We start from the raw sequence: 13,283 nt of genomic DNA, 5'->3' as shown, positions 1-13,283 counted from the left end.
CTGGCAGCACGGTCCATTCGGGAGAATAATCAGCAGTAGCTGTAACGCTGCTCATGATTCCGGCGGATGTGGGGCTTTCATGGCGAGCCGATCCAGAGGCCACATCATCGGGACTGCGCTCGCGCCGGTCCTGATGGTGCTTCTGACTGCCTGCCTGCCCCCAACGTCCGCTCCGGACGTACCCTCGCCCGATCCTGCGCCGGCAGCAACCACCGCCGCCCCCACAACCCAGCCGCCCGCCGTCGTGCCTACAGCTGTCCAGCCGCCGGGACCGGCCGGGCCCGGCGCGCCGCCCGTGGAAGCGCCTGTGGTGCAGTGGGTTCCGCTGGGTCCGGTAGGTCCCAGCGATCCCACATCGGGCCAGCGGTACCTGCAATTGCAGCAGTTCCAGTGCGATGAGCTGGCCCAAAGCCTCCAGGGCCAGGAAGGCGTCCAGGTCTGGGTGGCGGGTGCCGCCGTCTGCAAAGCCCTCCGAACAGGGAGCCAGGACGACTGGCAACGGGCCGCGGCCGCGGTTGCCGCGACGCCCCGCGTACCCCAGACACAGTGCCTCGAATACACGGTGGCCGCAGCGTCGGCCTCGCTCCTTGCCCAGCACCGCAGCAATCCGGGAGTGCCGCTAAGGGCTGTCACCGCACCCGGCCAGGCGTGCCCCAGAATCCTCAGCGGACTCACGGTGGTGGACGAAAACCTGCGGCCCGTTGCGGGATTGACCCGGGCATCGGGACCACGTGAGGGTGGAACGATCGTCAGGCTGGACGGTTACTACGTGCGCGTGGAAGACATCCTGTTCGATGGGGCGCCGGCTTTCCCGGAGAAAGTGGCCGGGTTCGGCGACTACGAGACCCTGTACCTGCGGATGCCGCCGGCAGAAGGCCGGAGTTCCGTCAGGATCTCCATCACCGACACCGTGGATGTTGCCGGCACCGTGACCTTCTACTACGAGGACGCTCCCGGACCAAGTGCATCTGCCGGGCCCACCGGCACGCCGGCTCCCCAGCCATCAACGTCCTCCAGCCCTGCTGTGGCGCCGTCCGCTTCCGCAACCGCCACGGCAACACCGTGAGCACCCCTGAGGAGGCAGAGGCAGGGAACCTGCGCTGGAAACGGACCCTTGAAGTCCTCTCGGTCATCGGTCCGCCCCTCACGGTGGCCACTGCGCTCCTGGTCTACTTCGGGTGGGCCCGCACCGATGCCCAGGCGAAATCCATGGGACTGGATGTCAGCTTGTTCGGCTACACGGTGCAGGACTTCATCCTGCGGAGCATTCAGTCGCTGTTCCAGCCGTTGGCCTGGCTGGTGGTGATCGGTCTGTTGTGGCTGATGCTGGACCGGGCGGTGGTACGGGTCGTGCAGGCCGGAAAACACAGGACGCTGGTCAGGTCCATCGCGCTGGCCGTGACGGCCGTCGGCTTTGCGGCGGCAGCAGTCCTCTGGATCCTTGTGGTCACCCAGCCCGGACGCATCCTGTTGTATGTTCCCTTCCTCATCGCCGCGGCCTTGGTGGTCGGCGCGTGGGGCCTGAACGTCCGCCACCGTGCGGCCCCCGTGCACGACACCCCTGCGCGGGGCGCGCCCCGCGGGCTTGAACGGTCGCTGGTCTTCGTCCTGGTCACGCTCCTGCTGTTCTGGGGCACCTCGGATTATGCCCAGGCACTGGGGCGGGGCGCGGCCGTGGACTACCAGCAGAGGTCCGGACAACTGCCCACCGCCGTGGTGTACAGCAAGGAGCGGCTGGCTGTCACAGTGCCGAACGTCCGTGAGGATTCCGTAGGCAACGAAGCCGGTCCGCTCTACCGCTACACCGGGCTGCGGCTCCTGGTGGTGAGTGGTGGCCGCATCTTCCTGCTCAATGAAGGGTGGACGCTGACCTCCGGCCGGGTGGTGGTCCTGCCGGATAACGGCAGCGTCCGCGTGGAGTATGGGAACCCGGGGGCCGACTGACTAGTCTGGGGCCATGCCCAACTTCCAGTACTACGTTGCGTCCACCATTGACGGGTTCATTGCATCCCCCGAGGACGACCTTGGCTGGCTCCTCCAGTTCGAACAGGTGGAGGGCGTCAGCGGCAGTTACGAATCCTTTTTTGCCGGTGTGGGGTGCATTGTCATGGGTGGGGACACGTACCGGTGGCTCGTGGAGCACGAAGCCGGAAAGTGGCCGTATCCGGACATGCCGTGCTGGGTCTTCACGCACCATGAATACGCGGCCCCTGCCGGATCCAACGTCACGTTCGTCCGCGGCGATGTCCGCGAGTTTGCGCCGGACCTGGTGGCCGATGCCGGTGACAAAAACGTCTGGCTGGTGGGTGGCGGAAACCTGGTGGCGCAGTTCGCCGACGCAGGGCTGCTCCACGAGATCATTGTCACCATCATTCCCGTGGTCCTGGGCTCCGGGAAGCGGCTGCTGCCGCTCAAAGGCCCGACGGCGCCCCTGGAGTTGGTCTCGTCACGGATCCTTGGCGGGGCAGCAGCCGAACTGCACTACCGGATGCCGGGCAGCAGGACATAGCGGCCCGGCACGGCGACGCCGGCGGTCAGGGACGGTTGTCCCGGATCATGTTGGTGATCCGGGCGGTGGAAAGCCTGCGGCCCTTTTCGTCGGTGATGACGATCTCGTGGGTGGCCAGGGTGCCGCCGAGGTGGATCGCGGTGCACGTACCCGTGACGGTTCCGCTGGCGATGGAACGGTGATGGGTGGCGCCGACCTCGATGCCTACAGCGTGCCGACCCTTTCCAGCGTGGAGGGAGGCCGCAAACGAACCCAGTGTCTCTGCCAGTACCACGTGGGCGCCGCCATGGAGGATTCCCGCCACCTGCGTATTGCCCTCAACAGGCATCGTGGCCACCGTACGTCCGGCGCTGAGCTCCGTGAAGCGGATGCCCATCTTGACCACCAGGGCGCCCACACCATGGCCGGAAAGCCACTCGTGGAACTCTTCCGGAATACCTGCCTGGTTGAGCTCGTCCAGAAACCGGTTCGGCGTGAAATTGTCCATCATGCCAACTAGGCTGGCACCTGTGAGTGAAACAACCAAACCGGACCAGGTTCCATCGGCCCAGGCTGCCGCCATTGCAACAGCCCCCAATCCCTCAACATCGGATTCCCTTGCTACGGCGGGGGAGGGGCGGCCCAGGCTGCTGGTCCTGGATGGCCACTCCATGGCTTTCCGCGCTTTTTACGCTTTGCCCGCCGAGAACTTTTCCACGGCGCGTGGACAGCACACCAACGCTGTCCACGGCTTCACGTCCATGCTGATCAACCTCATCAAGGACCAGAAACCAACCCATGTCGCCGTTGCTTTCGATGTCTCGGATGACACCACGTTCCGCAAAGCGGAGTACAGCGAGTACAAAGGCGGCCGCAACGCTACTCCGGCTGAGTTCCAGGGCCAGATCGGGCTGATCGCCAGGGTCATGGAGGCCTGGGGCATCAAAACCATCGCACTCCCTGGCTATGAGGCGGATGACATTCTGGCCACCCTCGCGTCCAAGGCTGATGCCGAAGGCTTTGAGGTCCTTCTGGTCTCCGGAGACCGCGACTCCTTCCAGCTAATCAACGACAACGTGTTCGTGCTCTACCCCAAGCAGGGGGTCAGCAACATTCCCAAGCTCGATGCCGCCGCCATCGAGGAGAAGTACTTCGTCAAGCCTGCGTTTTACTCGGACCTGGCGGCGCTCGTGGGCGAGTCCGCGGACAACCTCCCGGGCGTTCCCGGTGTGGGACCCAAGACTGCAGCCAAATGGATCAACCTTTACGGTGGACTTGAAGGCATCCTGGAAAACCTCGACGCCATCGGCGGCAAGGTGGGCGGCGCCCTCAAGGAAAACGTTGAGAACGTCAAGCGCAACCGCCGGTTGAACCAGCTCCTGACGGACCTGGACCTGCCTGTTTCCCTGGCCGACCTCCACGAGCCAAGGCCGGACCGCCAGGCCATCGAAGACCTTTTCGAGGAGCTGGAATTCAGGACGCTGCGCACCAGGCTCTTTGATCTGTACGGGGACGACACCGCCGGGTCCGCTCCTGACAGCATCGATACCCCGGACTTCGCCTCGTTGGCCGGCGCCGCGGAATTGGAGGCTTTCTTCGCGGCCGGTTCGGGAGTCCGCTCCGCCCTCGCGGTACAGCCTGTCCCGGGCCGCGTTGGTGAGGACGCCGTGGCCATCGCGGTCGTCCGGAACAACGCCGCAGCCTACATCGACCCCACCGGGCTGGACGCTGCGGCGGAGTCCGTACTCGCCGCCTGGCTGAAGGACCCCGAGGAAGCCAAGGTCCTGCATGAGTTCAAGGCTGCCCTGAAGGCGCTGCACAACCGTGGCCTCAGCTTGGAAGGCGTGGTGGACGACACCTCCATCTCCGGCTACTTGATCCAGCCTGACCGGCGCAGCTACGACCTCGCCGAACTGGCCCAGGTGCACCTCAAGATCACCCTCGCCCCGGCAACTGCGCCATCGGGCCAGCTGGAACTGGACCTCGCAGGCGGCACGGACCAGGCCGCCGCCGCGGCACTTATCCAGCAGGCCGCCGTCGTGCACGCCCTCAGCAAGCACTTCGAAAAGGAACTTGCCGAGCGCAAGGCGGACGCGCTGCTCACCACGCTCGAACTCCCGGTGGCGCGGGTACTGGCGCAGATGGAACTCACGGGCATCTACGTGTCCATGGAACGCATGAACGAGCAATTGGCCGACCTCGGCAAAGTCATTGAGAGCGCCCAGGAACAGGCGTTCGCCGCGATCGGGCACGAGGTCAACCTGGGCTCGCCCAAGCAGCTGCAGACCGTATTGTTCGAGGAACTTGGCCTGCCCAAGACCAAGAAGATCAAGTCCGGCTACACCACGGATGCCGCCTCCCTCAAGGCGCTGCTGGAAAAGACCGGGCATGAGTTCCTGGTCCAGCTCATGGCGCACCGCGAGTCCTCCAAGCTGGCCCAGATGGTGGAAACCCTCAAGAAGTCGGTCGCCGACGACGCCCGCATCCACACCACCTATGCCCAGAACATCGCAGCCACCGGCCGCATCTCCTCCAACAACCCCAACCTGCAGAACATCCCGGTGCGCAGCGAGGAAGGACGCCGGGTCAGGGGCGTGTTCATGGTCAGCGAAGGCTACGAGTGCCTGCTGTCCGCAGACTATTCGCAGATCGAGATGCGCATCATGGCACATCTGTCCGGGGATGAAGCCCTCATCCAGGCGTACCGTGACGGCGAAGACCTGCACCGCTTTGTCGGTTCCCGGATCTTCAACGTGGCCCCGGCCGAGGTAACCAGCGCCATGCGCTCCAAGGTCAAGGCGATGTCCTATGGCCTGGCGTACGGACTGACGTCCTTCGGTCTTTCCAAGCAACTGGAAATCTCCGTGGACGAGGCCCGTACCCTCATGAAGGACTACTTCGACCGCTTCGGCGGCGTCCGCGACTACCTGCGCGGCGTGGTGGACCAGGCCCGCGTAGACGGCTACACCGCCACCATCGAAGGCCGCCGGCGCTACCTGCCGGACCTGACCAGCACCAACCGCCAGGCACGCGAAGCCGCGGAACGCATTGCCCTGAACTCACCGATCCAGGGTTCGGCCGCGGACATCATCAAGCGCGCCATGCTGGGCGTGGCGGCAGAGCTGGAGGGACAGGGACTTAAGTCGAGGATGCTCCTCCAGGTCCATGACGAACTCGTCCTCGAAGTCGCTCCCGGTGAGCGGGAAGCCGTGGAGAAGCTCGTGGCGGAACAAATGGGCGCCGCCGCAGAGCTTTCCGTGCCGCTGGAGGTCCAGATCGGTGTCGGATCCAGCTGGCACGAGGCCGGGCACTAGCAGGCAGGTTCCACGCCGCAAGGGCGCGCCGCCGCTGTGGTGGCGCGCCCTTGCGCGTCTGGTTAGGCTCGGGGAGTGGCTGATCCCAAAGTAACGACTCCCGCCAAATACACCGTCCAACGATTCCCGGCCGCCCACCCGGATGCCGCCGACTACGGCCGCAGCACCGCATGGGTGCAGGCCGTTTCCCACGGGTTCCACCAGCAGCGCCGTGATGAGGAGTATGTGGCCAGGACCCTGGCTGCCTACCGCACCGATGAACGCGAGCTGACCGGCGTCTACGTCACGGGCACCGTGCCCGATCATTCCCTGGACTCCGGCGTTCCGGTGGCCACCTATGCCACCATGCGCAAGCAGCTGAACGTTGGTTTCGGGAAGCAGGTGGAGGCAAACCTGGTGACCTCCGTAACGGTTCGCGGCACCCACCGCCGCAACGGCATCCTGCGCGGCATGATCACGGCCGACCTTGAGGCGGCCAAGGACGACGGCTTGGCGATTGCCGCGCTCACGGCCTCCGAAGGCAGCATCTACGGCCGGTTCGGGTTTGGAGTCGCAACCTTCGAACGGAGCATCACCGTGGATACGGGGCCCCGGTTCCGTCCCAGGGGAGAGGCTTCGGGTTCGGTCGAGGTGGCAGATCCGGCAGTCCTCCTGGAGATCGCCCCTGCGCTCTTTGACCGCGTCCAGCGCTCAACGCCCGGGTCGGTGGGGCGCCAGGAGTATTACCGGCTTCTTGCGTCCGGATCCCTGGGGCAGGACGGCAAGCCCGACACTTCGGTCCGCTGCGCCCTGCACTACGACGCCGATGGCGGCCTCGATGGCTATGTTTCCTACCGCTTCAAGGGCTGGGATTCAAAGCCCTACACCATGGACATCGTTGACATCGTGGCAGGCACGGACGCTGCCTACCTGGATCTGTGGCGATTCCTGGGGAGCATCGACCTCATTGACCAGGTCACGTGGGCAGAGGCGCCGGTCGACGATCCTTTGGCATGGGCGCTGGAGGACCCGCGCTGCATCGACGCATCGGATATCCGCGACATGTTGTGGCTGCGTATCCTCGACGTACCGGCCGCATTGTCGTCCCGGCACTATCCGGTGGCGGGACGGCTTGTCCTGCAGGTCGCGGATCCCCTTGGCCTGGCTGGCGGCACCTGGGAGGTGAAGGCCGACGGCGGTGCTTCCGCCAGCGTGCGGGAAGTCCAGGACGGGCAGCCTGATGTCAGTCTCGACATCGCTGATCTTGGGTCGATCTACCTTGGCGCGGTGTCACCGGTAACCCTTGCCGCCGCGGGGCGGATCAGGGAACACCGGAGCGGGGCAGCACTGGAGGCCCGGCAGTTGTTTGCCGTCGAACGGCCGGCTCACTGCCTCACGCACTTCTAGCTCCACCGTGGTGGGCATCCGCCGCGGGCCAGGACCACGGCGGGCGGGGTCGCGGCGGTACCGCCCTTTTTGACCATGCTTTGCGGAATCCACTACAATAAACGGGCGTGTACTACGTGCGCGCAGCCATTTTGTAACAATCCACAAATCAGGATGACCCGGCACTGTGCCGTGTTCTGCCGTCCGGAGCCGGGCGGCAGCGGTTTGCCTGACCGACATACTATCCACAACGGAGCCCCTACTACATGACCATCACCTCCACCGAGAAGCCCGGTGCCCCCGTCGTCGCAATCAACGACATCGGCACCGCTGAGGACTTCCTCGCAGCCGTCGACGCCACCATCAAGTACTTCAACGACGGAGACCTCGTCGAAGGTACCGTCGTCAAGGTCGACCGCGACGAAGTCCTGCTCGACATCGGTTACAAGACCGAAGGTGTCATCCCTTCCCGTGAGCTTTCCATCAAGCACGACGTCGACCCCGGCGAAGTCGTTGCCGTTGGCGACCAGGTCGAAGCCCTGGTTCTCACCAAGGAAGACAAAGAAGGCCGTCTGATCCTCTCCAAGAAGCGCGCACAGTACGAGCGCGCCTGGGGCGACATCGAGAAGGTCAAGGAAGAAGACGGCGTCGTTACCGGTACCGTCATCGAGGTTGTCAAGGGTGGCCTCATCCTGGACATCGGACTGCGCGGCTTCCTGCCGGCATCCCTCGTCGAAATGCGTCGCGTCCGCGACCTCGCTCCGTACATCGGTCAGCAGATCGAAGCCAAGATCATCGAGCTGGACAAGAACCGCAACAACGTTGTGCTGTCCCGCCGTGCATGGCTCGAGCAGACCCAGTCCGAGGTCCGCTCCACGTTCCTCAACAAGCTGGAAAAGGGCCAGGTCCGTCCGGGCGTCGTTTCCTCCATCGTCAACTTCGGTGCCTTCGTGGACCTTGGCGGCGTAGACGGCCTCGTCCACGTTTCCGAGCTCTCCTGGAAGCACATCGACCACCCGTCCGAGGTTGTCGAAGTTGGCCAGGAAGTCACCGTCGAGGTTCTCGAGGTCGACCTGGACCGCGAGCGTGTTTCCCTGTCGCTCAAGGCTACGCAGGAAGATCCGTGGCAGACCTTCGCCCGCACCCACGCCCTCGGCCAGGTTGTTCCGGGTAAGGTCACCAAGCTCGTTCCGTTCGGTGCGTTCGTTCGCGTCGAAGACGGCATCGAAGGCCTGGTCCACATCTCCGAGCTGGCTGTCCGCCACGTGGAACTCGCCGAGCAGGTTGTCTCCGTTGGTGACGAACTGTTCGTCAAGGTCATCGACATCGACCTCGAGCGCCGCCGCATCTCCCTCTCCCTCAAGCAGGCAAACGAGGGCGTTGACGCTGACAGCACCGAGTTCGATCCCGCTCTGTACGGCATGGCCGCTGAGTACGACGAAGAGGGCAACTACAAGTACCCCGAGGGCTTCGACCCCGAGTCGAACGAATGGCTCGAGGGCTACGAGGCACAGCGTGCCGCTTGGGAGCAGCAGTACGCTGACGCCCAGACCCGTTGGGAAGCCCACAAGAAGCAGGTTGCCCAGCACGCTGCCGACGACGCTGCTGCTGCAACGTCCGGCGAAGGCGACTCCGGCGCTACCAGCTACTCCTCGGAGCCGGCTGCTGCCGAGTCCAACGCGGGTACGCTGGCTTCCGACGAAGCCCTCGCTGCTCTGCGCGAGAAGCTCACCGGCAACTGATTTCGGCCACCCTCACGGGTTGGGCTGAATAGCCAAAGAAGGACCCCTGCCGCACGGCAGGGGTCCTTCTGCTTTGTCTTTGTCTGCGAGGTGCGTTCGTCTGCGAGGCGAATGTGTCTGCGTGGTGCATTAGTGTGCGTGGCGCGGCCGTTGGTCAGCGGGGTACGTCGATCCACTCAGTGCCCCGGGGCTCCAGGATAGAGCTGCCGGCAGTGAAGGCTGCAACGCGTGCCTGTGCTTCCCCGATCGCCTCCGCTTCATCCGGAAGCGCCACCCGAAGAACGGCCTGCCCCGCCTGGTACTCTGTCTCCGCCATCACGAAGCCGCTGCTGCGCAATTCGTTTTCGAGCCGCCCTGCATCGGCGTGCCGCACCCCCACATCGCACAGCCGCAATCGCCTCCGCCGTACCAGCGGCGCCGTCTCCAGTGCGGCGGAGACGGACTCCGAATACGCCCGCACCAGCCCACCGGCACCCAGCAGGATGCCGCCAAAATAGCGCACGACGACGGCACCGATGTCGCTGAGGTCAGCCACCCCGACTGCCGTCTCACGTTTGACCAGTGCTTCCAACATCGGGATGCCTGCCGTCCCGGACGGTTCGCCGTCGTCGGACGACCGCTGCGTCATCCGGTCCGGACCGATCACAAAAGCGGAGCAATGATGCCTGGCGTCGTGGAATTCCCTGCGCAGTTCGGACACCAGCGACCGCGCCGTTTCCTCATCCGGCGACCGCCGCAGGACGGTGATGAACCGTGAGCGGCGGACCTCAAGCTCGTGGCGGAAGTCCGGCCCGGCCGCCAGGGTGGTGTAGCTCGTCGCAAGGCTGTCTTCCGAAAAATCCACCGCTTCAGTCTAGTGTGGAGGGGTGCTGAAAATAGGGCTGACGGGCGGCATCGCCTCGGGAAAGTCGTTGGTGGCTGCGAGGCTGCAGGAGTTGGGCGCCACCCTCATTGACGCGGACCTCCTGGCGCGGCAGGTGGTGGAACCAGGAACCCCCGGCCTCGCCCGGGTAGTGGAGGCCTTCGGTGACCAGATCCTGGATGTCAGCGGACGGCTGAACCGTGCGGAACTGGGCGCCATCGTCTTCCGCGACCCAGCCAGGCGGGAGGTGCTCAACAGCATCATCCATCCATTGGTCCGCGCGTCGGCTGCACAAATCCTGGAGGGGGCGGGGCAGGGCGACATCGTGGTGCAGGACATTCCGCTGCTGGTCGAAACAGGGCAGGGGAGCAGCTTCCACCTGGTGGTGGTGGTGGATGCCCCTGACGATGTCCGCTTGCGGCGGATGGTGGATTTGCGTGGCATGCAGGAAGCCGACGCGTATGCGCGCATGGCGGCGCAGGCGTCCCGGGATGACCGGATCTCTGCAGCCGACGTGGTCTTGGACAACTCGGGGAGCCGTGAAGAACTCCTTCGCAGCGTGGATTCCCTGTGGTTCCACCGGCTGGTCCCGTTCGCGGGGAACCTGGCAGCCGGCGTGCGTGCCCCGAGAACGGAGGGAGCTGTCCTGGTGGAGGCCGACCCCGTCTGGGAACCGGCAGCAGCGCGGCTCGCGGCCCGGATACGACTGGCCGCAGGGGAGGACATCCAGGCGGTGGACCACGTGGGTTCAACTTCTGTACCGGGGCTTGCGGCCAAGGATGTCATCGACCTCCAGGTCGCCGTGGCAGATATGGGAACAGCCGACAGGATCGCTCCACTGCTTGCTGCGGCTGGTTTTCCCGCAGTGCCGCACGCCAACCGGGACACTCCCAAACCTTCCCTCCCGGACCCGTCGCTGTGGGAGAAACGGTTCCATGCCAACGCCGATCCCGGGCGCCCGGTAAACCTTCATGTTCGCGCAGCAGGTTCCCCGGGGTGGAGGTATGCCCTGATGTTCAGGGACTGGCTCCGATCCGACGCAGCGGCCCGCGCGCTGTACGCATCACACAAGCGCGGCCTTGCGGCCGAATTCGCGGATGTCCAAGGCACCGCGGCCTATGCGGAGGCTAAGGAGCCTTGGTTCACCGACGTCGCCTGGCCGGCCATGGAAGAGTGGGCCGCCCGCACGGGGTGGGTGCCGCCGTCGTATGCTCCTCATCACTCCAGCGGCAATCCCGGACAGTAGCTGTCCGTGGGCAGGGGTAGATTAACATCATGAGCCTTGCCCAGGAGATCAACCGTGTCGTCGCGCCGTTTGAGGTCATCAGCGAATACAGCCCGGCGGGCGACCAGCCGGCAGCCATTGCCGAACTGACGGAGCGAATCAGGAATGGCGAGAAGGACGTCGTCCTGCTGGGCGCCACCGGTACCGGCAAGAGCGCCACCACCGCCTGGCTCATCGAACAGGTGCAGCGGCCCACCCTCGTGCTGGTCCAGAACAAGACGCTTGCGGCGCAGCTCGCCAACGAATTCCGTGAGCTGCTGCCCAACAACGCCGTGGAGTACTTCGTCTCCTATTACGACTACTACCAGCCGGAAGCCTACGTGGCGCAGACTGACACCTTCATTGAGAAGGACTCCTCCATCAACGAAGAAGTGGAACGGCTCCGGCACTCGGCAACCAATGCATTGCTTACTCGGCGCGACGTCGTGGTGGTCGCTACCGTCTCCTGCATCTACGGCCTGGGTACGCCGGAAGAGTACATCGCCGGGATGGTGACGCTGCGGCGGGGGATGGAGCTCAACCGTGACCACCTCCTGCGCAAGTTCGTCTCCATGCAGTACACCCGGAACGACATGGACTTCCATCGCGGCACCTTCCGCGTCCGTGGAGACACCGTGGAGATCATCCCGATGTATGAGGAACTGGCGATCCGGATCGAATTCTTTGGCGACGAGATCGAGAATATCCAGACGCTCCACCCGCTCACTGGCGAGGTCCTCCGGGACGAGGACGAGATGTACGTCTTCCCCGCATCCCACTACGTAGCCGGTCCGGAACGGATGTCCCGTGCCATCAAGAGGATTGAAGATGAGCTGGCCGACCGCCTGAAGGTCCTGGAAAGCCAGAACAAGCTGGTGGAGGCCCAAAGGCTGCGCATGCGCACCACGTATGACCTCGAGATGATGCAGCAGATGGGTTTCTGCAACGGCATCGAAAACTACTCGGCGCACATTGACGGCCGCGCACCGGGCACGGCTCCCCATTGCCTGCTGGACTACTTCCCGGACGACTTCCTGCTGGTGGTTGATGAATCCCACGTGACCATCCCCCAGATCGGTGCCATGTACGAGGGGGACATGTCCCGCAAGCGGAACCTGGTGGACTTCGGCTTCCGGCTCCCGTCAGCGATGGACAACCGCCCGCTCAAATGGGATGAGTTCCTGGAACGGATTGGCCAGACCGTCTACCTCTCGGCAACTCCCGGCAAATACGAGCTCGGCAAGGCGGACGGCTTCGTCCAGCAGATCATCCGCCCCACAGGCCTGGTGGACCCGGAGGTAGTAGTCAAGCCCACCAAGGGGCAGATCGACGACCTCCTGGACGAAATCAGGATCCGCACCGCCAAGGACGAACGTGTACTGGTCACCACCCTGACCAAGAGGATGGCCGAAGACCTCACAGACTACCTTGTAGGCCACGGCGTAAAGGTGGAATACCTGCACTCGGACGTAGACACCCTGCGAAGGGTTGAACTGCTCCGTGAGCTCAGGATGGGGGTCTTTGACGTCCTGGTGGGCATCAACTTGCTGCGTGAGGGCCTTGACCTTCCGGAAGTGTCCCTTGTCAGTATCCTCGACGCTGACAAGGAAGGATTCCTCCGCTCGTCCACGTCGCTCATCCAGACCATTGGCCGTGCCGCCCGAAACGTCTCGGGGCAGGTGCACATGTACGCGGACAAGATCACCGACTCCATGGCCCAGGCCATCGACGAGACCAACCGGCGCCGCGCCATCCAGGTGAAGTACAACAAGGACAACGGCATCGATCCGCAGCCCCTGCGGAAGAAGATCGCGGACATCACCGACCAGTTGGCGAAGGAAGACGCCGATACCCAGGAACTGCTGAACAACAACCGCCTGGCCAAGGGTGGCAAGCGCAGCAAGTCCACAGCCAAGGCTGCTGCGGCTGTCCGGCAGGACGGCCTCGCGGCGGCGCCGGCCGAGGACCTCGTCGGGCTGATCGAACAACTGACGGAACAGATGCACGGCGCGGCCGCCGAACTGCAGTTCGAAGTTGCGGCAAGGATCCGCGACGAAGTCAAGGAGTTGAAGCGCGAATTACGCCAGATGCAATCCGCAGGGCACGCCTAAGGTAAGGTTTAGGTCACGTAGGGGAGTATCCCAAGCGCTACGATCGTCAGCACGCAAGGCACAGATGCCTCGCCGGACGTAGCGGGCCGCCGCATCGCCATCACCGCACCCGGCAGGCCGGAGAGACTTACACCGCT

The 13,283-nt window shown here is 64.5% G+C and carries 10 protein-coding genes; 8 read left to right on the top strand and 2 right to left on the bottom strand.

Translation table 11 applies throughout. The annotated features are described in order from the left end of the window. The first annotated feature begins 79 nt into the window (after positions 1-79). Genes ACSVIE_RS00685 through ACSVIE_RS00675 form a run of 3 tightly spaced genes read left to right on the top strand, consistent with a single transcriptional unit; the run spans position 80 to position 2,509 of the window. Positions 80-1,066, top strand: a complete 987-nt coding sequence (locus ACSVIE_RS00685; protein ID WP_426002555.1) for a hypothetical protein — start codon at positions 80-82, stop codon at positions 1,064-1,066. Then, positions 1,063-1,944, top strand: coding sequence for a hypothetical protein (locus tag ACSVIE_RS00680; RefSeq protein WP_426002557.1), 882 nt, complete (start codon positions 1,063-1,065; stop codon positions 1,942-1,944). The genes ACSVIE_RS00685 and ACSVIE_RS00680 overlap by 4 nt, the downstream gene beginning before the upstream one ends. A gap of 13 nt (positions 1,945-1,957) precedes the next feature. Further along, complete coding sequence (locus ACSVIE_RS00675) at positions 1,958-2,509, top strand: dihydrofolate reductase family protein (protein WP_426002558.1); 552 nt, start codon at positions 1,958-1,960, stop codon at positions 2,507-2,509. A gap of 25 nt (positions 2,510-2,534) precedes the next feature. On the opposite strand, the gene ACSVIE_RS00670 is transcribed toward ACSVIE_RS00675, so the two are convergent. Further along, positions 2,535-2,999 carry a hotdog fold thioesterase gene (locus ACSVIE_RS00670; protein WP_426002559.1) on the bottom strand — a complete coding sequence of 155 codons (465 nt, stop codon included), beginning with the start codon at positions 2,997-2,999 and terminating at the stop codon, positions 2,535-2,537. Positions 3,000-3,159: 160 nt separating this feature from the next. On the opposite strand from ACSVIE_RS00670, the gene polA reads away from it, so the two are divergent. The 3 genes from polA to rpsA all read left to right on the top strand — a co-directional run bounded on the left by polA (position 3,160) and on the right by rpsA (position 8,909). After that, positions 3,160-5,802: a DNA polymerase I gene (gene polA / locus ACSVIE_RS00665; RefSeq protein WP_442422897.1), complete on the top strand. Its 2,643-nt coding sequence runs from the start codon at positions 3,160-3,162 to the stop codon at positions 5,800-5,802. 75 nt (positions 5,803-5,877) lie between these two features. After that, a complete protein-coding gene (locus ACSVIE_RS00660; protein ID WP_426002560.1) occupies positions 5,878-7,188 on the top strand; it encodes a GNAT family N-acetyltransferase in 1,311 nt (436 codons plus the stop codon). Positions 7,189-7,433: 245 nt separating this feature from the next. Further along, positions 7,434-8,909, top strand: a complete 1,476-nt coding sequence (gene rpsA, locus ACSVIE_RS00655; RefSeq protein ID WP_021470388.1) for a 30S ribosomal protein S1 — start codon at positions 7,434-7,436, stop codon at positions 8,907-8,909. 154 nt (positions 8,910-9,063) lie between these two features. Here rpsA and ACSVIE_RS00650 read toward each other — a convergent pair whose 3' ends face one another. Then, complete coding sequence (locus ACSVIE_RS00650; protein WP_426002561.1) at positions 9,064-9,753, bottom strand: IMPACT family protein; 690 nt, start codon at positions 9,751-9,753, stop codon at positions 9,064-9,066. A 22-nt stretch (positions 9,754-9,775) separates the two neighbouring features. On the opposite strand from ACSVIE_RS00650, the gene coaE reads away from it, so the two are divergent. Both coaE and uvrB read left to right on the top strand, forming a co-directional pair. After that, on the top strand, positions 9,776-11,017 hold the full coding sequence (coaE, locus tag ACSVIE_RS00645; protein WP_442422706.1) for a dephospho-CoA kinase: 1,242 nt from the start codon (positions 9,776-9,778) through the stop codon (positions 11,015-11,017). A 29-nt stretch (positions 11,018-11,046) separates the two neighbouring features. After that, positions 11,047-13,146, top strand: coding sequence for an excinuclease ABC subunit UvrB (uvrB, locus tag ACSVIE_RS00640; protein ID WP_426002565.1), 2,100 nt, complete (start codon positions 11,047-11,049; stop codon positions 13,144-13,146). Positions 13,147-13,283: the final 137 nt, after the last annotated feature.

The sequence above is a fragment of the Paenarthrobacter sp. NCHU4564 genome (genome assembly GCF_052156435.1).
Classification (GTDB): Bacteria; Actinomycetota; Actinomycetes; order Actinomycetales; family Micrococcaceae; genus Arthrobacter.
This window is presented reverse-complemented; position numbering and strand designations above follow the sequence as displayed.